General features: G+C 38.3%; 17 protein-coding genes, 4 tRNA genes and 1 pseudogene. 11 read left to right on the top strand and 11 right to left on the bottom strand.

Translation table 11 applies throughout. The features are described from left to right. Positions 1 to 19: 19 nt before the first annotated feature. The 5 genes from BGO88_RS03605 to BGO88_RS03585 form a co-directional block, all read right to left on the bottom strand. Positions 20 to 388 carry a four helix bundle protein gene (locus BGO88_RS03605; RefSeq protein ID WP_286705997.1) on the bottom strand — a complete coding sequence of 123 codons (369 nt, stop codon included), beginning with the start codon at positions 386 to 388 and terminating at the stop codon, positions 20 to 22. Positions 389 to 441: 53 nt separating this feature from the next. Beyond that, positions 442 to 1,623, bottom strand: coding sequence for an acetyl-CoA C-acyltransferase (locus tag BGO88_RS03600; protein WP_286705996.1), 1,182 nt, complete (start codon positions 1,621 to 1,623; stop codon positions 442 to 444). A 22-nt stretch (positions 1,624 to 1,645) separates the two neighbouring features. Beyond that, positions 1,646 to 4,036 (bottom strand): 3-hydroxyacyl-CoA dehydrogenase/enoyl-CoA hydratase family protein, encoded by a 2,391-nt coding sequence (locus BGO88_RS03595; protein WP_056070980.1) that lies wholly within the window; start codon positions 4,034 to 4,036, stop codon positions 1,646 to 1,648. 9 nt (positions 4,037 to 4,045) lie between these two features. Continuing rightward, complete coding sequence (locus tag BGO88_RS03590; protein ID WP_056070982.1) at positions 4,046 to 4,519, bottom strand: MarR family winged helix-turn-helix transcriptional regulator; 474 nt, start codon at positions 4,517 to 4,519, stop codon at positions 4,046 to 4,048. 215 nt (positions 4,520 to 4,734) lie between these two features. Beyond that, positions 4,735 to 6,306: a Na+/H+ antiporter gene (locus BGO88_RS03585; RefSeq protein ID WP_056070986.1), complete on the bottom strand. Its 1,572-nt coding sequence runs from the start codon at positions 6,304 to 6,306 to the stop codon at positions 4,735 to 4,737. 288 nt (positions 6,307 to 6,594) lie between these two features. On the opposite strand from BGO88_RS03585, the gene BGO88_RS03580 reads away from it, so the two are divergent. Continuing rightward, on the top strand, positions 6,595 to 7,089 hold the full coding sequence (locus BGO88_RS03580) for an SRPBCC family protein (RefSeq protein WP_286705995.1): 495 nt from the start codon (positions 6,595 to 6,597) through the stop codon (positions 7,087 to 7,089). Between the two features lie 91 nt (positions 7,090 to 7,180). Here the strand turns inward: BGO88_RS03580 and BGO88_RS03575 are convergent, their stop codons facing one another. The 4 genes from BGO88_RS03575 to BGO88_RS03560 form a co-directional block, all read right to left on the bottom strand. Then, a complete protein-coding gene (locus tag BGO88_RS03575; RefSeq protein ID WP_056070991.1) occupies positions 7,181 to 8,014 on the bottom strand; it encodes a helix-turn-helix domain-containing protein in 834 nt (277 codons plus the stop codon). Positions 8,015 to 8,061: 47 nt separating this feature from the next. Then, entirely contained in the window at positions 8,062 to 9,084 is a 1,023-nt protein-coding gene (locus BGO88_RS03570) for a helix-turn-helix transcriptional regulator (protein ID WP_286705994.1), read from the bottom strand. A 383-nt stretch (positions 9,085 to 9,467) separates the two neighbouring features. Beyond that, positions 9,468 to 9,830, bottom strand: a complete 363-nt coding sequence (locus tag BGO88_RS03565; RefSeq protein ID WP_200937034.1) for a VOC family protein — start codon at positions 9,828 to 9,830, stop codon at positions 9,468 to 9,470. 4 nt (positions 9,831 to 9,834) lie between these two features. Then, positions 9,835 to 10,038, bottom strand: coding sequence for an ArsR family transcriptional regulator (locus BGO88_RS03560; RefSeq protein WP_286705993.1), 204 nt, complete (start codon positions 10,036 to 10,038; stop codon positions 9,835 to 9,837). A 227-nt stretch (positions 10,039 to 10,265) separates the two neighbouring features. Here BGO88_RS03560 and BGO88_RS03555 point away from each other — a divergent pair, with 227 nt between their 5' ends. Further along, positions 10,266 to 11,687 (top strand): RtcB family protein, encoded by a 1,422-nt coding sequence (locus tag BGO88_RS03555; RefSeq protein ID WP_286705992.1) that lies wholly within the window; start codon positions 10,266 to 10,268, stop codon positions 11,685 to 11,687. A 22-nt stretch (positions 11,688 to 11,709) separates the two neighbouring features. On the opposite strand, the gene BGO88_RS03550 is transcribed toward BGO88_RS03555, so the two are convergent. Then, on the bottom strand, positions 11,710 to 14,037 hold the full coding sequence (locus BGO88_RS03550; protein ID WP_286705991.1) for a BspA family leucine-rich repeat surface protein: 2,328 nt from the start codon (positions 14,035 to 14,037) through the stop codon (positions 11,710 to 11,712). Positions 14,038 to 14,078: 41 nt separating this feature from the next. Continuing rightward, positions 14,079 to 15,800 (bottom strand): choice-of-anchor tandem repeat GloVer-containing protein, encoded by a 1,722-nt coding sequence (locus BGO88_RS03545; RefSeq protein ID WP_286705990.1) that lies wholly within the window; start codon positions 15,798 to 15,800, stop codon positions 14,079 to 14,081. A gap of 244 nt (positions 15,801 to 16,044) precedes the next feature. Between BGO88_RS03545 and BGO88_RS03540 the strand changes: the two genes are divergently transcribed. From BGO88_RS03540 to BGO88_RS03500, 9 genes and pseudogenes are all read left to right on the top strand, one after another. Further along, complete coding sequence (locus BGO88_RS03540; RefSeq protein ID WP_286705989.1) at positions 16,045 to 16,791, top strand: nucleotidyltransferase domain-containing protein; 747 nt, start codon at positions 16,045 to 16,047, stop codon at positions 16,789 to 16,791. A 53-nt stretch (positions 16,792 to 16,844) separates the two neighbouring features. Next, positions 16,845 to 17,902: pseudogene (locus BGO88_RS03535) on the top strand (DNA polymerase beta superfamily protein). Positions 17,903 to 18,533: 631 nt separating this feature from the next. Continuing rightward, the gene (locus BGO88_RS03530) at positions 18,534 to 18,680 is read left to right on the top strand and encodes a hypothetical protein (protein ID WP_286705988.1); all 147 of its coding nucleotides are present in this window, start codon (positions 18,534 to 18,536) and stop codon (positions 18,678 to 18,680) included. A 95-nt stretch (positions 18,681 to 18,775) separates the two neighbouring features. Next, positions 18,776 to 18,849 (top strand) — tRNA-Arg (locus BGO88_RS03525). Between the two features lie 99 nt (positions 18,850 to 18,948). Next, positions 18,949 to 19,019 (top strand) — tRNA-His (locus BGO88_RS03520). A 9-nt stretch (positions 19,020 to 19,028) separates the two neighbouring features. Then, a tRNA-Pro gene (locus tag BGO88_RS03515) sits at positions 19,029 to 19,100 on the top strand. A gap of 10 nt (positions 19,101 to 19,110) precedes the next feature. Continuing rightward, positions 19,111 to 19,183, top strand: a tRNA-Leu gene (locus BGO88_RS03510). Between the two features lie 105 nt (positions 19,184 to 19,288). Continuing rightward, positions 19,289 to 19,609 carry a hypothetical protein gene (locus tag BGO88_RS03505; protein WP_056071011.1) on the top strand — a complete coding sequence of 107 codons (321 nt, stop codon included), beginning with the start codon at positions 19,289 to 19,291 and terminating at the stop codon, positions 19,607 to 19,609. 657 nt (positions 19,610 to 20,266) lie between these two features. Further along, positions 20,267 to 21,364: a slipin family protein gene (locus tag BGO88_RS03500; RefSeq protein ID WP_286705987.1), complete on the top strand. Its 1,098-nt coding sequence runs from the start codon at positions 20,267 to 20,269 to the stop codon at positions 21,362 to 21,364. Positions 21,365 to 21,399: the final 35 nt, after the last annotated feature.

Here is a 21,399-nt window from a genome sequence, read left to right as displayed (position 1 = left end):
AGATGAGAGAGAATAGACTTTATTGGGATTGCAGGGAATTTTGAAACCCCATTGTCATTTTCTGAAATTCTTCAATTCTATTTTCTAACTCTGTTGTTACTTCATCAGTAATATATTTTCTATGATTTGCAAGCAATAATTGTGTATGTAATTCGAAAGAAGAACCTAGAGAAATGTCTAAGAAATGACTGAACGATTTTGATGATCTGCTTGAACCTTCGGCAATATTAGAAGGAAGCGAAACACTACATCTGTCCATTTGGTTTTTCAATCCAAATTTTTCACTCTCAGGAAATGTATCCGTCAAGTCAAGAATCATTTTTGTAATGTCCATCGCCATCTGCCAAATTTTAAGCTTTTTAAAATTATGTCTCTTAAATTCAGCCATACTTTTATCTTTCGTCTAATCTTCTATTATCTATCCTCTATTATCTATCTTCTTTACAATAATTCATAAATTCCGGCAGCACCTTGTCCGGTACCTACACACATAGTGACAATACCATATTTGTTGCCTCTTCGTTTCATTTCGTCAAAAAGCTGAACGGAAAGCTTAGCTCCGGTACAACCTAGCGGATGGCCTAATGCAATAGCACCACCGTTTACGTTAACGATATCAGGATTGATTCCCAACTCACGAATAACGGCTAATGATTGTGATGCAAAGGCTTCGTTTAATTCAATCAATGCGATGTCATTTAATGACATTCCAGCCTGCTGTAATGCTTTTGGAATAGCTTTGACAGGCCCGATTCCCATAATTCTCGGTTCCACTCCGGCAGCAGCGTAGCTTACCAATCTTGCAATGGGCTGCAGGTTCAATTCTTTTACAAGTTCTTCAGACATGACCATTACAAATGCGGCACCATCACTCATTTGAGAAGAAGTACCGGCAGTAACACTACCATCTGCGGCAAAGACCGGTTTCAGTTTGCCCAAAGCTTCTAATGAAGTGTCGGCTCTTGGACCTTCATCTTTGGTAACGGTATAAGATTTGGTTGCTTTTTTTCCGTTCTCATCAATGTAGGTCTGGTCAACAGTAATTGGCACTATTTGTTTGTCGAATTTGCCTTCTGCCTGTGCTTTTAATGCTTTTTGGTGGGAATTGTAGCCAAACAAATCCTGGTCTTCTCTGGAAACCTTGAACTGTTTTGCAACAGCTTCTGCTGTGAGTCCCATTCCCCAGTAATAATCTTCATGGCCTTCTTTTGCCACAGCGTAATCCGGTGTTGGTTTATAACCTCCCATTGGAATAAAACTCATGCTTTCGGCACCACCTGCAATGATACAGTCTGCCATTCCGGATTGAATTTTAGCCGTTGCCATTCCAATAGTTTCCAAACCAGAAGCGCAGTAACGATTGACGGTTACTCCCGGAACGTCGTCTATCTTTAATCCCATAAGAGAAATCAGTCGGGCAACATTTAATCCCTGTTCTGCTTCTGGCATGGCGTTACCTACCATAACGTCGTCGATTCTTTTTTTATCTAAGTCTGGCAGCTCATTCATCATATACTGAATGGTTTCTGCGGCAAGCTCGTCAGGACGCTTAAAACGGAATACTCCTTTTGGCGCTTTTCCAACGGCTGTGCGGTATGCTTTTACGATATATGCTGTTTTCATTTTCTAGTCTCTTTAATCTCGATTAGTTTCTCAATGGTTTCCCTTTGGTCAGCATGTACTGGATTCTTTCCAAAGTTTTTCTTTCGGTACATAATGATAAAAAGGCTTCTCTTTCAATATCCAAAAGATATTGTTCAGTAACCAATGTTGGTTCAGACAAATCACCTCCAGCCATAACATAGGCCAGTTTGTTGGCAATTTTCTTATCGTGTTCAGAAATGTAATGCCCGGCTTCCATACTGTCTGTTCCAACCAAGAACATTCCCAGTGCCTGTTTTCCCAAAACTTTTACATCCTTGCGTCTTACAGGCTGTGTATATCCGGCTTCTGCCATAATCAGGGCGTGTTTCTTGGCTTCCGCAATCTGGCGGTCTTTATTCACGACTACCACATCTTTTCCATGTTGCAGAATGCCTAAATCATAAGCTTCATAAGCCGAAGTTGAAACTTTAGCCATAGCAACCGTTAAGAAATATTCCTGAAGTACATTTAATTCCACATCATTTTTTCGGAAAAGATCTGAGGCTCTCAAAGCCATTTCTTTAGAACCACCTCCGCCAGGAATAACACCTACTCCAAATTCTACCAAACCAATGTAGGTTTCTGCCGCTGCCACAACCTTGTCTGCGTGCATGCTCATTTCACAGCCGCCACCTAAAGTCATTCCGTGTGGTGCTACCACTACAGGAACACCGGAATAACGAACACGCATCATAGTGTCCTGGAACAGTTTGATAGCCATATTCAGCTCGTCATATTCCTGCTCAACAGCCATCATGAAAATCATTCCAATATTGGCACCTACAGAGAAATTAGCCCCCTGGTTTCCAATAACTAATCCGTTATATTCTTTTTCAGCAAGGTCGATGGCTTTATTAATTCCCTGAAGTACGTCACCACCAATAGTATTCATTTTGGACTGGAATTCCAGATTCAGGATTCCATCGCCCAAATCATGAATAACGGCTCCGCTGTTGCTCCATACTTTTTTGCTTTCGCGGATGTTGTTCAGTAGTATAAAAGCATCCTGTCCCGGAACTTTTTTCTGAGATTTGGAAGCCCTGTCATAAAAATAAGTCGCGCCATCTTTGATGGTATAGAACGATTTATTTCCGGATGCCAGCATTTCTGTAACCCAGGCTGCCGGTTCGTGTCCTTCGGCTTTCATCAGTTCGATTCCTTTTTCAACACCAATAGCATCCCAGATTTCGAATGGGCCATTTTCCCAACCAAAACCGGCTTTCATGGCATCGTCTATTTTATAGAAATCTTCAGTAATTTCAGGAACTCTGTTGGCTACATAGGCAAACATTCCGGCAAAATTCTTTCTGTAAAATTCTCCTGCCTTGTCTGTTCCTTTTACCAGAACCTTAAAGCGGTCAATTGGTTTGTCAATTGTTTTTGTGAGTTCCAGAGTTGCAAAAGATGCTTTTTTAGGCGCTCTGTATTCTAAAGTATCTAAGTCAAGCGATAAGATGTCTTTGTCTACTTTCTTATAAAAACCTTGTCCGGTCTTGCTTCCCAACCATTTGTTTTCCATCATTTTGCTGATGAATTCCGGTAGTTTGAAGAGTTCGTGGGCTTCATCATTCGGAACTCCTTCATAAAGTCCGTTGGCTACATGCACCAATGTGTCAAGCCCTACAACATCTACGGTTCTGAACGTAGCTGATTTTGGTCGGCCAATAACCGGTCCGGTCAATTTGTCTACTTCTTCTATGGTAAGGCCAAGCTCCTTGACCTGATGGAAAAGGCTCATGATACCGAAAATTCCGATACGGTTTCCAATAAATGCCGGGGTGTCTTTGGCTATGACCGATGTTTTACCTAAGAATTGTTCTCCATAATTATTCAGGAAATCCAATACTTCTGTTGAGGTTTTTGGACCTGGTATGATTTCAAAAAGTTTAAGATATCGTGCCGGATTAAAGAAATGTGTTCCACAGAAATGTTTCTGGAAATCTTCGCTTCTTCCTTCGCTCATAAAATGAATCGGGATTCCGGAGGTGTTTGAAGTAATTAAGGTGCCTGGTTTTCTATATTTTTCAATTTGTTCGAAAACCTGTTTTTTGATATCAAGTCGTTCTACAACAACCTCGATAATCCAGTCGGCTTCTGCTATTTTTGACAGGTCGTCTGTAGTATTTCCGGTAGTTATCCTGTCAGCAAATTTTATATTGTAAATAGGCGAGGGCTTCGATTTCAAGGCATTCGCCAAGTGTTCGTTTACGATTCGGTTTCGGACTACTTTGCTTTCAAGCGTGAGTCCTTTTTTTTGTTCTGCTTCGGTTAATTCTCGAGGAACAATATCAAGTAAAAGTACTTCTACTCCGATATTAGCGAAATGACAGGCAATACCTGACCCCATGATTCCTGACCCTATGACAGCAACTTTTTTAATCAGTCGTTTCATTCCTTACTATTATTTGTTTGTTGTTTGCATCTGTTTTTCTTCGGGTATGTCCGAGAAGATATTTTTGTCTGCGATTAGTGTATTGATTGTTTCAGCCACTTCAATAAAATGCAGCAATTTTTCTTCCGGTATATGTTCCCTTATTTTTTCATTAAATTTAAGTACGGTGTTCTTAGAAAGCTCTCTTTTTTCTTTTCCGAACTTTGTAAGATGAATCAATACGCCACGTCCATCAACAGGATTTTTCTTTCGGGTTATCAATCCTTTTTCTTCCATCGATTTCAGGGTTCGGGTAAGGCTTGTAGGCTCCATACCCATTTTAGGACCTAAGGTTGTTGATGGTGAACCTTTATCTTTGTCAAGGCTTAGCAAGGCAAATCCTGTGGCCATAGTGGCCCCATATTTTGCGGCTTCTTCATTATACATTCTTGAGACGGCTTGCCAGGTCGCTCTTAGTATATAGTCTATAGTTTTATCTTTCATAAAGTATTAGGTTATTTCAAATATACAAAATAAAATATTATGCATGCATAGTAAATGAGTTTATTTTTATTTTTTAACAGAAAAAAAATGATTTTAAACTTTTTCTAACTTTTACGCAATGTTCAATAAAGCTCATCAGGCATGAGGTTTGATTTGGATAAAAGCATAAAAAAGCCAGGCTACCCTGGCTGATTTATTTCTTTTATTGATACAAATTATTGAAATGACATTTTTTCTTCTTCAATGTCTAATCGACGTAAATGCCTGCGCACGACTTCTTCGTTGATATGATGGTCCTGATTCCAGTCACGAAGCCATTGCCGTTGCTGGTCGAGTATAGAAAGATACACCGTTTTACATTCGACTACCATTGAAGCATCGTCCGGCAGATAGTTAGCGTCTTCCCATTTGCGGGCCATTTGTTGTAAAACAGCCTGTTCTTCGAGTTCTTTTGAAAAGTTACTTTTTAAATGTTCCAGACTTTGCTGCGTAAGCTTTTTATACATCTGATGGTAGGATTCTTCATCGCTTAGCGGATGGTCGTATTCCGGGAGATTGAATTTCCGGATAATAAAAGGCAGTGTAAGTCCTTGCAATACCAAAGTAAGCAGGATGACTACAAAAGTGATAAACAGTATAAGGTGACGTTGCGGAAAAGGCATACCGTTATCCAGATGAACCGGAATCGACAAGGCAGCTGCTAATGACACCACGCCTCGCATGCCCGCCCATCCTAAAACGAAGGGACCTTTTATGCCAGGATTTCTTGTTTCGGCTACGGTAATAAAATTACGGGCAATCAATGTGACAATAACAGCGCCATAAGCACAGAGAATCCGTACAACAATCAATACTCCTGTAATCAGCACTCCATATCCTATGGCGGTTGAAAGGCCAATAGCACCCAAACCGTCCACAATTTCAGGAAGTTCAAGCCCGATAAACATGAATACCAGTCCGTTGAGCACAAATACTAAGGATTCCCAAAAATTTACGGCCCGTAATCGGCTGCTGCTGGATAAAAACTGGTGACTTCTTTTAGAAAGAAATAAGCCACCACTAACAACAGATAATACACCGGAACTATGCAGTTCTTCCGCAAGCATATACATAATATAAGGAGCCACTAGTGTCAGTACTATATCCATATTGACATCTGTTGGCAGGAGTTTATGTACTTTGAAGAATACAAAAGCTATAGACACGCCAATAGCTACTCCACCAAATACCATCCAGCTAAAATTGATGGCGGCTTCCTGTAATACGAACTGTCCCGTCCCGATAGCTATCAGGGCAAAACGGAAAACAATTAAGCTGGATGCATCATTGAGCAGACTTTCGCCTTCAAGCATGGAGGCCAATCGTTTGGGTACTTTTACAAATTTCAGAATGGCGCCAACACTCACGGCATCCGGAGGTGAAACAATACCTCCCAAAAGAAAACCAAGCGCCAGGGAAAATCCGGGAATAAAATGATTGGAAACAACTGCAACAACAAGAGCCGTAAGAAAAACAATCAGAAAGGCGAAACTGCCAATAATCCTGCGCCATCGCCAAAGCTCTTTCCATGAAGTAGACCATGCCGCTTCATATAAAAGCGGTGGCAAAAAGATAATAAAGATTAATTCGGGGTCAATTTTGACTAATGGAATACCCGGAATAAAACTGATGGCAAGGCCTGCCAATACCAATAGGATAGGATAAGCAACTTTGATTTTGTTGGCCAGCATTACCAAAAAAATAATGGCCAGGATAACAGCAAGATAAAAAGGAAATTCGTGCAGCATTGGGTTTGTTTTGGTACAAATATATAAATTTTGATAAGCCGTTAACAATTACGATTCACAACTGTTTTTTTTAAAGAAATCAATGTCGGTTCAAGTATTTTTTTGATTGTTTTTGTGCTCTTAAATCTAATTGTCTAAAAAAATATTCAAAATATTTTGCGCAACCAAAAAGTTGCTTATATTTGCAACTGAATGGTTGCTAATAAATAATATAATAAAGCAATTTTCTAAATTTTGTATAAAGTGTTTTGCTAACTGGATAATATTGAATAACTTAAATCAAAAAAAATGAGACACAATCTTTTAATGAATTTTACCGTTGATAAGGAAAATAACAAAATCAGGGTAGAAAGAGAATTTGCAGCAACCCGTGACAGAGTATGGGCTGCCTGGACCAAAAGTGAACTTTTAGACCAATGGTGGGCACCAAAACCATGGAAAGCGGAAACGAAGACCATGGATTTCAGTGACGGAGGATTTTGGCTTTATGCTATGGTTGGTCCAGATGGTTCAAAACATTGGGCAAGGGCAGACTTTGAAAAAATCAGGGAATTGGAAAGTTTTTCTACGTTTGATGCTTTCTGTGATGAAAACGGAACCGTAGATACCAGTTTCGAAAGGTCGTTCTGGACTAATACATTTAAGGAACAATCCGGCTCAACGATTGTGAATATCGAAATCGTGTATAAAAGTTTGGAGGACCTTGAAAAGATAATAGCAATGGGCTTCAAAGAAGGATTTACTGCCGGATTGGAAAATCTGGATGCGCTTTTGGCATCGTAATACGATTTTTTATAAAGCATATCATAGGCTGCCAATACCAACCGGCAGCCTTTTTTATATGGTTCTAAGTTTAGTAAAAAACTTTTGCTCCTTATAGAAACAGCCAGTTTATCGTGGCATTTTCCTGTAAAGAAACCGACTTAAAAAATGCTTTGGGAGCTAATCCCGTAAAGGCTTTAAAATCTTTGATAAGGTGTGACTGGTCATAAAAAGAGCTGTCGTAATTCAAGGTTCCTTTGTTTTTATCGTTATTGGCAAGCCCGGTATTTTTAGCCATCGTTTCCCTGAATCGTTGGATTTTTCTAAATTCTGAAGGTGTCTTGCCTAAATGGATATGGAACTGTCTTGCAATATTTTGCCGGCTCGTGTGGTGTTTTGCTGCAAGCTGTTCAATAGAAGCTGCTTCAGCATTTTGTGTCAGTTCCAGCGCCACATCCTGTATTAAAGGATTTTCAAAACCGATTAGTTTGGACAGCCAGTATTTTTCAATCTGGTTTCGCTGTTCTTCCATGTTACTCTCATTTAAGATTGATTTAAAGGTCGTTTCATAATCTTCGAAAGGAATAAAAGAACTGGAATAGTTTTCAAGATAATATTTCAACTGTTTTGGAATAAAGGCATTCAGTCCTAATGGCTTGAAGTAAAAAGTAATTTCTCTGATTTTACCTTCATAATGTATTTTGAAAGGTTTTTTATAATGGCAGATAAGTGTAGAAATAAAAGGAACTCCTTTTTTTTCTTTGGCAAAAGCACCATTATTATCCATCACTAATCGGGTATCGTCAAGCACGGATACGATACTAAAATTGTTTGGGAAAGTAAAATACTCCACAGTAGGTTCATTTCTTTCTTTTTCTAAGAAATAATAACCTTCGAGATATTGGGAAAGGAGTTTACTTTTGGGCTTAAAATACTGTAGCTGCATAATGCTAAGTTCTGTTTTTATCTGATATGGACGATAGGTGTTGGGATTTATTTAACGGGCAAATCGTATTTTCTCAATGCCTTTTTATGTTTGTCCCTGATTCGCTGTCTTAGGCTTTCGGGTGCCAGTACTTCAATTCCTTCCCCAAATCCCATAATCAGTCTTTCGAATTCGTAATTGATTTTTAACATCAAGCTGATTACAATGCTTCTGTCTTCCCGATGTTCTTCTATCTTTTGGGAGTGGTGGAATGGTTTTGTTATTACATAAGGCGCATTATCGGCATCTATCCATAAACGAATAGTTCTGACCCGCTGTCCCTGGTTGACCGTAACACCAATGACATCTTTATAAAAATTTTCGGCATTGAAATTTTCTTCCGCATACGGATGGCCAAAATCAAAATCTACTGCCTCAATGCGGTCTAATGCCAGGTTAACAATAGGCTGGGATACTTTTTTCTTACCAACCAGAAACCAGCGGTTGTTGAATTCCTTTAATATATACGGATGGAAGATAAATTGCTGTGGTTCTCTGGATTTGAACGATTTATAATTAAGTACTACTACAACTTTCTTAATAATGGCCTGATAGAGTATGTCGAGAAAATGCAATCCTTTTAGGTTTTCGTTTTTGTCCAGATAAATAACGGGTTGCGTATGCGATTTCTCCGCATAAATCTTATCTTCAAGACGCTGTAATATATCGGATACATCGCTGAACAAAGAAAAATCTTTAAACTGTTTGAGCATGGAAACGGTTTCGGTCAATACATTGATATCTGTTTCAGTTAATGGGATGTCGGTAATAGTATATTCTTCATCTTCATATTTGTAATACTTTTTGTCATAGACGACAATAGGCGCATTGTAGCCCAGTTTTTCACTTCGCATAAGCTGGATGTCGAGTTGTGTTGTCCTCTTGCTTACGGAACTTTCTTTGCCTTCATATTCAAATAATGCTTCAGAACAGGCTTCCATTAAATCTTCCAGAGTCCATTTCCTGTACTGGTTTTGCAGGCATTTGTCAATGGTTTTATAACGGATAAGAGCATTTTTGTTTTGAGACATTTTTTCTGATTTTAAATAGAAAGTGAAAGAGATATTTATTGGTTTAATCAAAAATAAAAATTCCTTTTTACTGCGCAAAATAATTGCGTAGGAATACTGTCATCTTTGTACCATCAAAATGGCCTTGTAGCTTAAAGGGAAAAGCCTGTGGCAAAATTTACTGGCCATTGAGTTTACGGATATTCCGGTTAGACCTGCGCGGACTAATGGGTAGAATTTACAGAAGCACCGAAATCTTGAGGGAAAGTAGGGAAGCGTATTTGCAGCCCTAATGCCCGAGAGGGAATGTGAGTTCGAATCTCATCAAGGTTACATTCAGAAACCAATCAGAATCATTTTGATTGGTTTCGTCTTTTAAGTGGTATTGTTTCGGATTTATTTTTTCATTCCTTTTTGTTTAGCTTGGAATAATCGGTTAATCCTAGTTTATTGCCAAACGGGTCATTAAATTCTACGGCCAAGCCGGTCATTATTTCAAAGGGTTCGCTCAAAAATGTTATTCCTTTCTGCTTTAGAATCTCGTAGGCTTCCTGTACGTTATCTACAGTAAACCAAATAGCCGGTTTTGCATTTTGCATAGTACTTACAATAATTGCCGGCTCATTTTGACCTACTTTAAAGGCTGTCATACCTTTATCTGAAAAATCAAACTTAATCTCAAGTCCGAGTTTGTCTTTATAGAATTCCTTTGCCTCGTCAAGATTTTTGGCAGGAAGGAAAAAATTATCGAAGTCATTTATATTCATAAAATCAAGATTTAATTTGTGATAGGTCAATGCCTAATTTTGTAAACTCAAGTATTCCTATATCAGTGATATAAAAATTTTTGTCATCCGGTTTTTCCTTTGCTAACCAGCCTTTTGTTATAAACTGTTCTAATAAAAGCATTCCAAGCTTTCCTCCAATATGTTCGTAACATTTCTTGGCTGGCTTTCTGTCTAATGTTTTGTCCATTTTCTTATTTTTAATTTATTTTCAACTGTTTTTTCTCTTTAATATTAGGATTGTTATAATCAAAATTAAATAAAGTTTAAAATAGAAAAGTGATATTAGTCATACTTTTTCATATCCTTTTATTTTGAATAGAATCAACAATTTAAGCAGTAAGATAACAAAAAAATAACTGCGCAAAATAATTGCGTACTTTGATTTCAGCTTTGTACCATCAAAAAATGAGAAACATGAAAACACCAATCAACGGAACTGATTTGCTGGAATTAGGATACCCTCAGGGAAGCGTCATCGGGATTGCTTTAAAAGTAAACAAAAAGAGAACCGGGCATACAAAAGAGCAGATGCTGGAATTGTATAAAAAAGTACTGGAGACCTCGGAGGAATATATAGACGATGCGCTTTTTGGGAAACTGGCTACGGCATTAATCGAAAAGTTAGCAGAAAAACCAGAAGATTTTATTGCCCTTAATCCAAACCCAAAAGCTTTTTCATCTTATGGATTAGACCATATTGAAGCAGGCGCTATTGACCAGATGAAAACCGCCATGCAACTTCCTGTTACGGTTGCCGGTGCCCTGATGCCGGATGCACACCAAGGCTACGGACTACCAATTGGAGGAGTATTGGCTACGCAGAATGCCATTATTCCTTATGGAGTAGGTGTAGATATTGGTTGTAGAATGGCCTTGTCGGTTTATGATATTCCGGAAGCATATTATTATGAGAACGAACATACATTTAAGAGAGAGCTGATTGCGCATTCTAAATTTGGTGCCGGACACGGTTTCCATGGGCAATACAGAGCAGACCATGCCGTATTGGAGAATCCTAATTTTGAAAGCAATCCTTTTATCAAAAATTTAAAAGATAAGGCCTGGTCACAATTGGGTTCTTCCGGAGGAGGAAACCATTTCGTAGAATTTGGTATTTTAGAATTTGAATCGGATGATGCCGTTTTAGGTATTTCCAAAGGAAAATATGTTGCTTTACTGACGCATTCCGGTTCCAGAGGTTTTGGGGCTACTGTTGCCGGGCACTATACCAAATTAGCAAAAGAACTATGCCCGTTACCGGAAGTGGCGAGAAACCTGGCTTATCTGGATATGAATTCAGAGATAGGACAAGAATATTGGATAGCTATGAATCTGGCAGGAGATTATGCTTCGGCCTGTCATGAAATCATCCACAACAAGATGCAGCAGGCATTAGGTGCTGAGGTATTAGCGAAAGTGGAGAACCATCATAATTTTGCATGGAAAGAAATCTGGAATGGGGAAGAAGTTATCGTTCATAGAAAAGGAGCGACTCCGGCCGGAAAAGGCGTGATGGGAATCATACCGGGAAGTATGACCGCACCGGGTTTTTTGGTTAGAGGAAAAGGAGAAGAAAATGCCATCAATTCGGCTTCGCATGGTGCAGGACGACAGATGAGCAGAGGTCAGGCTTTTAGGACGATTACCAAAAATGAGATGCAGGCCGTCCTAAATCATCATGGCGTAACGCTAATTGGTGCCGGACTGGACGAAGCGCCTATGGCCTATAAAGATATCAATCAGGTCATGGCATCACAACAGGAACTGGTGGATGTAGTAGCGAAATTTACCCCTAAAATGGTACGTATGGCAGATGACGGAAGCAGGGAAGATTAAAAATAGCAGGCTGAATTGCCTGCTATTCTTTTATAAATTTACCATTCCAATTACCCCGGTCTGTGGCAACCAAAATTTGGTATATCCCCGAAGGGAGTAATGAAACGTCTATAGATTTTTGGTTTTCGGCAATGGTGTAAATTGTCTGTCCCAACATATTCGTAATGGCAATTTTTTGTATTTCCGGATTTTGAGGTTCGGTAAATTCCAAATGCAGTTGATTTTTAGCAGGATTCGGATACATCTTTACAGCTAAAGATTTTGACCTATCCGGAACAGATAATTCAGGTGCCAGTGAACCTTCCTGTGTTTTTGCATACAACCCGATAGTACCGGTTTTGGACAGGCGAAATTCTACAAAGGCAATACCATTTTCAGAGCCTGAATTAAAAGGAATAATTTTTTCTGCATTAGGTAGAACATAAGTACCGGCAGACATAGTGCTGATTACTGCTGCTGCGGTATTGCTATCTGAACGAAACCATCCGGCATCGACGATATCTCCCGCAGGAGGTGTATTTACAACCAGATTGGTATATTCAGATATAGAATAATAAACCCGCACAATAATACCATCATTTACAGTATGGTTTCCACTATCAGTAATAGAAACAAGACGATTGCTGACTCTGGTACTGTGAGTACCATTGCTGATTTGGTAATAGCCATCTGTAGAAGTAATCCCACTTGGAAGTGTACCTATGTTATTGTTGTTGATTTGTACATTGGCAGGCGAAAAAGTATTCCCATTTGGATTGACGGTCAGCATTTTTCTGGCACGGTTTGTCGGATTTGACCAATCATAATTGCATCCTGAATAAGCCAGTGTAGTTGTGGTTCCCGTCGCTGCCAAAAGCGGAGTTGAAGCCGCCAGGGAAATGTCACCGGTAATGTTCCAGCCTTTTCCTCCGTTGGCAACAGGCAATAGAAGATTAGCATGGGCTACTGCTCCGGCATTGCAATAATACAATCCGGAAGCACCTAAGGTTCTGCCGTTAGGACCATTGGCATTAAATCCGATTAGAGTAGCATCATAATTGGCTATGCTCATACCGCAATTATCAAGCATACCGCCAAAGAAACCTCCTAAGGCCGCATTCGGATTAAGACGAGATCCCCATGGTCCCAGATTTTGGTTAAATGCTGTGGCATCCTTAAACATGGCTTCCATAGAAGTTGCTGAAGAAATATTCCAATTGCTGATATCCTGATTAAAAGAAGTCGCCTGCAGAAACATATTCAGCATAATGGTAACTGATGAAACATTCCAATTGGCAATGTTTTGATTAAAAGCAGTTGCTCCTTTAAACATGGCATTCATTCCTGTAACTGCACTAACATTCCAATTACCAATGTTCTGGTTGAAGGCAGTAGCTCCAGAAAACATAGTTGACATATCGGTAACTCTTGTCGTGTTCCAATTAGCAATATTTTGATTGAAAGCCGTAGCTTCGTTAAACATACCGTACATTGTTGTAACAGCTCCTGTATTCCAGTTTCCGATAGATTGGTTAAAGGCACTAGCTGCTGTAAACATACTACGCATATTGGTAACAGCTCCCGTATTCCAATTATTGATATTTTGGTTAAAAGCAGAAGCTTGAGAAAACATACTATTCATAGTAGTAACACTTGCCGTATTCCAATTTCCAATTGGCTGATTGAAAGTCCTTGCCGCATAAAACATATTTTCCATGTCAGTAACGGCTCCTGTACTCCAGTTCCCAATATTTTGGTTAAAAGCAGTAGCATTGACAAACATACTATTCATGGTTGTAACTGAAGCCGTATTCCATGCTCCGATATTCTGATTAAAAATTGTTGCACCGCTAAATAAATAGCTCATATTAGTTACGGTAGCTGTATTCCAGCTTCCAATATTGGCAGGACCATTCAAAGCGATACAAAATTGAAACATTTGACTCATATTCGTCACGCCGGAAAGTATAGGAACATCGGTTGCCGTAATGTTCATCGTGGTACAGCCGTAAAAAGCACTGGCAAAGCTGGTCCAGGCAATGTTTCCCCATTGTGCAATGTTTTTCAGTTTTAGCTTGTCGCCAGAGTTATTGAAATAGATTCTTGGAAAAGTTCCGGTAATTTTAATCTGGTAATTGGTGTTGATTGCCAAGCCGGTAAATTGAGCATTTCCAGTAACATTATTCAATGTTGTAATGATGGTTGCAGGAGTATCTAGTCGTGCAATCGTAGCGGTATAGTTATATCCTGTTCCGGTTGTTGGAACCGTAATTGTTGTGCTGGCACCCGTATTCCATTCCGTTATAAACTGTCCGAAACAGGGAAAAGCAGCCATTAAGAAGAATGTAAAAAAAAGTAATTTTATTTTCATAGGTGTTGTTTTGCGGTATTAGGTGGGTTTTTGTATAAATATTATTCTTTTACGAATTTGCCTTTCCATTCGCCTTTATTGGTAACAAGCTGTAATTGGTACACTCCGGTTGCCAAAAAGTTAATATCGACAGACGGATTTTTATAGGCTTCGTTGTAGATAGTTTGTCCCAACATATTGCTTATCAGAATCTGTTTTGTTTCAAAATCAGGCATATTCGGAAGCTGAATGTTCAGGACATTAGCCCCAGGGTTTGGGTAGAGTTTTATAGCATTTTTCCAAACCAACTCGTCTGTACCCAGACAGCCATCTACAGTAATCTGTAAAGGCATGGTTATGGTGGTACCACAAGAATTGGTCATTGTACAGGTATAAATACCGCTGTCTGATAAGGCAAGATTGGAAATAGAGAGTATGCCTGTAGTTTGGGAGGGCAATACAGTAGAACCTTTTTTCCATACATAGCTAGTGGCATTAGTATTTTGCACATCAAATGTGAAAGGATTGTTCTGGCACACGACAAAAGAGGCAGTATCAAAAAAACGATAAGATGGCTTGCGGCAGATTTCAATAAGGTCTTTAGGCTCATAGGTATTATTGGCAATTATCTTTCGGTTGACAGTGTTGGTCGTCAGGTCAAGTTTGAAATTTCCCTGAGGACTACTGCCATAAATAGCACCATCGCTGGCTTTCAGCAAGGTTCCATATGGCGCCCTGACCATATCGTCCGCAACATAAGAAAAAGCATGTACTATAGACATCATTTCCGTTGCAGGATTATACTCAAATACCAAACCGTCTGAATTAGGATAACTGCTGTTATTGTTTCCTCCCAGCGTACCATAGAGTTTATTGTCGACACTTTTGATAAGAGGACTAGGATTGGCACCGTTGACTGCATAATTGAAATCAAACTTTTTGACCATGGTATTGGTTGCAATCGTAAATTCAAACAGCGTACCGCTTCCTAAAGGAGCAACACCCTGAGGACCTATATTAGCTCCGCCCAATGCTGTGCCATATAATTTTCCTGGTAAAGCTTCTACCAGTTTGGTTTCATAAATAGTGTGCATAACATCGGAACCTGGACCCAGAGTTCCAAAAACATGAACTTTGGTCAGTTGGTTGTTTGAAAGATTGAGCCTGTAAATACCACCGGGATATGGAACATTTTGTGAAGATGGCGCCATAGAAGTTACACCATATAAATTCCCATCGGATGCTTTCATAAGCTCTCCCAAAAATTTAGGGTATTGGTTGCTATTGTTATAAGAAAAAGGAGGAATGGTCGCTACGATGCTCATTTCTTCCGTATTGATGTTGTATTTGAAGATGGAAGAACCGCTATTAGTGATGCCATATAGTATATTAGGCTGAGGTTCAATAACACCATGCATGGTACCTATTAATGCTGTAGAAAGTACTTTATATTGATCAAGTATAAGGTCATATTCAAACAGAACTCCCAAAGGTACTCCGGGACCGGGTGTATTGCCATCATAACCTGTCACACCATATAATTTTCCGTTGGATGCCTGAAATAGTCGGCCTCTTGGAAACTTTCCCAACATACCGTTAGGGTCAAACTCATGTATAGTTTCAGCAACTGAACTATCACCAGCTAGGGCCGTTTTGATGATAATACCATTATTGCTGCCGGGAGTTCCGGGAGCAGTCATCCTATAGCCCCAAAGTTCTTTTTGGCTGTAGGCAGAAGAAAAAATAAAAAACAGACAGGCTGAAAATTGGGTAATTTTTTTCATGGTTTCTTTGTGTTGGTAGATTGCTAATACTCCGAATACAAGCTATATGGCGAGATTTAATATAAAGGCATAATCGTGAAGGTATTAGTTTGGTTTTAAGGGTACTACTGCAAACTTAGGCTAATAAATTAAATTTTATGTTTCTGAGAGATAAATTTTTGAAGGAGGGGATTCTTTCAGAGCATAAAAAGGGTTGAAAGTGAATTTATTTTAAAATATTTTTAAATTTGAGAAATTGCTTACTATGATAGACAAAATACTAGATAAATTAAAAACAGTAGAAAAAGAAAAAGGCGTAGAAATTCTTTTTGCCTGCGAATCAGGAAGTCGCGCATGGGGATTTGCATCTCCAGATAGTGATTATGATATACGTTTTATTTACAAACATAACCTTGACTATTACCTGTCACTTTGGGAACAACCTGATGTGATTGAATTTATGACTGAAGAGGATTTGGATGGCTCGGGTTGGGATTTGAGAAAAGCTATAAAATTATTGGCAAAATCGAATGCACCTTTGTTGGAGTGGCTAAATTCACCCGTAATATATTACAAGAATGCGGCTTTTATGAAAGAAATATTGCCTTTAGCAGAAGTTTGCTTTTCACCTTTGGCTTGTCTGCATCATTATTTGGGTACTACAAAAAATTTCATGGAAGTATGCTCAGCAGAAGAAGTAAAGCTAAAAAGTTATTTCTATGCATTGCGTACGGCATTAGCGGGCAAGTGGATTATAGAAAAGAATACTTTCCCGCCAGTTGCCTTTTCTGAATTATTACCAATAGCACCTTTAGAAATACAAGAAAAGATAATGGAATTGTTAGACATCAAAGCACAACAAGATGAAGGTTATCTACATCCGAAAGAAGTTTTGATTACAGACTTTTTGATAGAAACGATTGAGTTTAATCAGGAGAATACCGGCAGTTTGGCTAGCGGAAAGAAGATAAGTAGTGAATTGGATAGTTTTTTTAAGAACTGTATAGAGTAGAATAACTACAATAGTTGTAGATACTTTTATTATAAAATAATTTACAAAGAAACATGACCATCCAAGACCTCAAATCAAAAGATTTAATTCTCCTTGAAGTCATTTCAGGTAGCAAGTCTTTTGGATTAGACACACCTACATCCGATACCGATATCAAAGGAGTATTTTACCTGCCCAAAGAAAAGTTTTATGGACTGGAATATATTTCGCAAATAGCTAATGAAACCAATGATGAAGTATATTATGAGTTAGGTCGTTTTGTTGAATTACTGCTTAAAATAATCCAAATATCTTAGAAATCCTGGCTTCACCCGAGGATTGTATTCTTTACAAACATCCATTAATAGAACGTATACGGTTAGAAGATTTTCTGTCGAAGTTATGTAAAGATACTTTTGCAGGCTATGCCATAACGCAGATTAAAAAAGCAAGAGGACTGAAAAAGAAAATCGTGAATCCGATTGCTAAGGAAAAGAAAAGCCTTTTGGATTTCTGTTATATACTTCAAGGTTATGCAACTGTACCGCTACTACAATGGCTGGAGGAACGGAACTATCAACAAGAGCGATGCGGTTTAATTAATCTGCCAAATTCCAGAGACATGTTTGCGTTGTTTTATGATGCGGAAGGAAACCTGGGCTATAAAGGAATTATCCAAAAAGAAAATTCTAATGAAGTTTCACTTTCATCTATTCCGAAAGAAGAGATACTTGTTGCTTATCTTTCGTGTAATAAAGATGGTTATTCTAAATATTGCAAAGAATATTCAGAATATTGGAACTGGATTGATAAACGAAATGAAGACCGATACCAGACCAATCAGCAGCACGGAAAAAATTATGACAGCAAAAACATGATGCATACAATCCGGTTGTTGCAAACAGCCGAGCAGATTCTTTCTACCGGAAAGCTGAATATTCGTGTTCCAAATCGTCTAGAATTGCTGGCTATCAAATCAGGAGAAAAAGAATATGATGAGTTGTTGGAATTGGCAGACCAACTGATTCTTTCGATTGAAAATTATTATAATACATCAACTCTACCAGATTATCCGGATGAGCAAAAAGCATTAGAAAATTTGATTGAGATGAGGAAGAGCTTGTATTCCTAAAATTGTATATTTTCTTACTAAATAATATGGCCTTGGTTACTATTCCAAAAAAATAATTACATTTGCCCTCGAAATGAATACAATACACCAACATAGTGCACCGTCATTCAGACTTGTAAGCGATCGCAATGGAGCTAAACTTCAGGCGAGACGGCAGGGATGTGGTATGTATTGTAAAGATTTCAAGTACAATTTGTAATTGATAAATCCAAAACTATATAGAAAAGCGTCCTGATATCAGGACGCTTTTTTGTTTTACAGCCATTTTGAGAACAGCTATGACAGATTAAAACAGATTTTGAAAATGAAAAAACAATAGAAATGATATAAAAAACAAGTGTCTTTCAAGACATAGTCAAAAAAAGTAAAAAATGTTTCATGCCTGATATAAAAAATAGAAAATAAGAATTGGAAACTAACCAAATGAGAGACAGTCATTTGAATATTTCGAAATATCTGCTTCAACGCGGACAGAGTTTCTTTTGCCTAAAATTCAGTTTAACTAATTGATTTTCAATAAAATAAATGTAAAAATAATTTGGAAGTTTGATTTTTTCGACTTTATCTTTGCCGAAGAAAGAATTAAGAATTAAGAATTAAGAATTAAGAATTAAGAATTAAGAATTAAGATATGACAACTATAGACTATCAACTAACAACTATCAACTATAAAGAAGTGTTTGCTTTTAGACGACATAATACAGATATAGCTTTCCCGAGTCTGGATAGCCGATTTTATAAAACACAGGTGTATAATCATTACAGGCTGATTGGATAATCTTATCCTGATAGTATGATATGAAGCACCTTTAACGAGGTGCTTTTTTTATGCCTAAAAGGGAATGAGAATTCAATTCTCTTGCTCTCCGTAATGACCCTGTAGCTCAATTGAATAGAGCAACTGCTTACGAAGCAGAAGGTTACAGGTTTGAATCCTGTCAGGGTCACATAAGTTCTGGAAAGGAACTGGCTCATTGGGGTTACTGGCTAACCTTCCCGACTGTCTCTTGGAGAAAGTTGCAAGTAATTTGATATGAGCCGAAATGGTGCTTTTAGTTTATTAGGTAAAACCTCAGATTGTGGTTCTGAAGAACAGGGTTCGATTCCCGAAAGCACCCTAAAAAAACTGGGAAGATAACGGAGGTTGTTTGCCCGCCTTGGACGCGGGAGGTCGCAGGTTCGAATCCTGCTTCCCAGACATATTAATTGCAGGAATGGCGGAATGGTATACGCGGCAGATTTAGGATCTGTTCTTTGAGAGTTCGAATCTCTCTTCCTGTACAAAAGGAATAGTAGTGTATGTGGTATGCACGTTAGTTTGAAGCACTAAAGGTATTCGTTCAACTCGAATCTGTTCCACAATGTTTAATTTAAAGAATGGTAATTATGAGACAAGACATCTTGAAAAGGTTTTTGACCAATACGGACGAAACAGGGCGTTTCCTGATGAAATCGAGGATAACCGGTATTATTTATTTTGTTGAGCCTATCTATAACGGAAAAACACCGGAATGGGGTGACCTGGATCCGGCTACAAAAAAGCTCACAGGCAATTATGGTTCCAAATACACAGGAGCGGTTACCAAAAAAGAGTCACTCATAACTGAAGAAAATGGCTTTGTTAATATAGGCTATTTCAAAGGAAGTCCTTTTGGAGCAATCGAACAAAGAGACCGGGAACATCAGAAAAGACTGGGACTTTTATAAATTAAATTCACTGCGCAGAATAATTGCGCAGTGGTTTTGAAATCTTTGTAAAGAAATAAGAAAGTTCCTTGAAATTAAAATATCAAACAAGTCCTGTTGCGTGTTTCTGAATAGCACCATTGTAGGAAATGTTGCCTTAGGGTATTATGTTTTTCTATGCAACTTGATTTGGAGGTTAGGGCAGTTTTCCAAAAAACGGTCACACATCTAAGGGTTGTGGGTTCGAATCCCACTCTGTTTAGGCAGATAGTTCAATCTGGATAGAACAATAGAAGTTACGTAGGTTCGAATCCTACACCGAATTCGATCGGTTTGACAGCGGTTGTCCCTTCGCAGGCTCAAAATCTGCAAGAAAGAGAGGCATCACTCTTAAAAAGATGCTCAAAAAAGAAAGAGAGCCTGTCTCTATCAGCAATGACTAAATGCAAATGTCTGGTCTTTTGCACTTTTGACAGGACCTGTGAGCGCAGTAGCGGCTTTGGAATATTGGTTTTTCTTTTAGGCTTGATAAACAATATCGTCATGGTACTTTTTTGTTTAAAAATAGCCGGAAACAAATTCCGATTAGAAAAAGACAAACCAGTGCTCCCGTTCAGAAGAAAGGATGGAAAAAGGTTCTCTTTTTATTAGATGTTGAATATTAAAAAATATAAAAAAATGATTAGAAAAGTACGTATCAATGCCTACCAGGTTGGTTTGGTATTTGAAAACAAGAAATTGGTAGATGTTTTGGAAGAAGGCAGCTCCTGGCTGTTTGGAAACAAAGAGTTGATGGTTTTTGAAAAAAAGCAATCTTTTGTAGCTCCAGTTGAATTGAACATCTTGTTGCAAAATGAAGCTTTAGCTTCTTTGTTGGAAATTGTCGAAGTTGCTGATAATGAAATTGCGTTGTATTATGTAAACGGCATCTTTAAGGAAGTTTTGCTTACTGGAAGATATGCTTTCTGGAAAGGCTATGCCAAAAACGAATTCGTAAAAGCAGATTTGTCAAAGGTGTATATTACAGAACAGATTCCATTGGCTTTACTGGATAATGTGAAGTTGAGAACCTATGTAAGACGTTTTAACGTAGCCAGTTATGAAAAAGGACTGTTATTCGTTAATGGTACTTTTGTCAAAGAAGTGACAGCGGGAGCATATTATTTCTGGAGCAATGCTGTTGCGGTCGAAATTAAGACTATTGATACAAGACAGCAACAATTGGAAATTTCCGGACAAGAGTTACTGACAAAAGACAAAGCCGGCTTACGAATCAATTTCTTTGTGAGCTACCAAATAGCTGATATTTACAAGGCTTTGATTAACAATAAAGATTTTGAAAAGCAATTGTATGTACTGATGCAACTGGCATTAAGAGCTTTTGTCGGCAAATTGACCTTAGATGAGTTGTTGAACAGAAAAGACACAATTGCTAAAGAAATCCTGGAACATGTCGAAGCAAAGATTAAAAACTTAGGTTTGATCGTTTCAGATGCAGGCATCAGAGATGTTATTTTACCAGGAGATATGAAGGAAATCATGAATCAGGTATTGGTTGCTGAGAAAAAAGCGCAGGCCAACAGTATTATGAGACGTGAGGAAACGGCTTCTACCAGAAGTTTGCTGAATACGGCAAAATTAATGGAAGAAAATGAAATGTTATGGAAATTGAAAGAGATGGAATATGTCGAAAAAATCGCAGATAGAATTGGTGAGATTACTATTTCTGGTGGTGGCAACGTCATCAATCAATTGAAAGATATTTTCTTGAAATAAGCAACAGCCACAGATGTAAGAATCTGCGGCTGTTT

It is taken from the genome of Flavobacterium sp. 38-13 (assembly GCF_001899155.1).
In the GTDB taxonomy this organism is placed as follows: domain Bacteria; phylum Bacteroidota; class Bacteroidia; order Flavobacteriales; family Flavobacteriaceae; genus Flavobacterium; species Flavobacterium lindanitolerans.
The sequence above is the reverse complement of the archived record's forward strand: the minus strand, read 5'-3'. Positions and strand labels throughout refer to the sequence as shown.

Excerpts from the sequence above, each read along its gene's own strand:
- BGO88_RS03575 (WP_056070991.1), bottom strand. The coding sequence starts at position 8,014 with ATGCAGCTACAGTATTTTAAGCCCAAAAGTAAACTCCTTTCCCAATAT.
- BGO88_RS03505 (WP_056071011.1), top strand. The coding sequence starts at position 19,289 with ATGAGACAAGACATCTTGAAAAGGTTTTTGACCAATACGGACGAAACA.
- BGO88_RS03585 (WP_056070986.1), bottom strand. The coding sequence starts at position 6,306 with ATGCTGCACGAATTTCCTTTTTATCTTGCTGTTATCCTGGCCATTATT.
- BGO88_RS03565 (WP_200937034.1), bottom strand. The coding sequence starts at position 9,830 with ATGAATATAAATGACTTCGATAATTTTTTCCTTCCTGCCAAAAATCTT.
- BGO88_RS03530 (WP_286705988.1), top strand. The coding sequence starts at position 18,534 with ATGACAACTATAGACTATCAACTAACAACTATCAACTATAAAGAAGTG.
- BGO88_RS03545 (WP_286705990.1), bottom strand. The coding sequence starts at position 15,800 with ATGAAAAAAATTACCCAATTTTCAGCCTGTCTGTTTTTTATTTTTTCT.
- BGO88_RS03555 (WP_286705992.1), top strand. The coding sequence starts at position 10,266 with ATGAAAACACCAATCAACGGAACTGATTTGCTGGAATTAGGATACCCT.
- BGO88_RS03550 (WP_286705991.1), bottom strand. The coding sequence starts at position 14,037 with ATGAAAATAAAATTACTTTTTTTTACATTCTTCTTAATGGCTGCTTTT.
- BGO88_RS03605 (WP_286705997.1), bottom strand. The coding sequence starts at position 388 with ATGGCTGAATTTAAGAGACATAATTTTAAAAAGCTTAAAATTTGGCAG.
- BGO88_RS03500 (WP_286705987.1), top strand. The coding sequence starts at position 20,267 with ATGATTAGAAAAGTACGTATCAATGCCTACCAGGTTGGTTTGGTATTT.
- BGO88_RS03580 (WP_286705995.1), top strand. The coding sequence starts at position 6,595 with ATGAGACACAATCTTTTAATGAATTTTACCGTTGATAAGGAAAATAAC.
- BGO88_RS03595 (WP_056070980.1), bottom strand. The coding sequence starts at position 4,036 with ATGAAACGACTGATTAAAAAAGTTGCTGTCATAGGGTCAGGAATCATG.
- BGO88_RS03600 (WP_286705996.1), bottom strand. The coding sequence starts at position 1,623 with ATGAAAACAGCATATATCGTAAAAGCATACCGCACAGCCGTTGGAAAA.
- BGO88_RS03560 (WP_286705993.1), bottom strand. The coding sequence starts at position 10,038 with ATGGACAAAACATTAGACAGAAAGCCAGCCAAGAAATGTTACGAACAT.
- BGO88_RS03540 (WP_286705989.1), top strand. The coding sequence starts at position 16,045 with ATGATAGACAAAATACTAGATAAATTAAAAACAGTAGAAAAAGAAAAA.
- BGO88_RS03590 (WP_056070982.1), bottom strand. The coding sequence starts at position 4,519 with ATGAAAGATAAAACTATAGACTATATACTAAGAGCGACCTGGCAAGCC.
- BGO88_RS03570 (WP_286705994.1), bottom strand. The coding sequence starts at position 9,084 with ATGTCTCAAAACAAAAATGCTCTTATCCGTTATAAAACCATTGACAAA.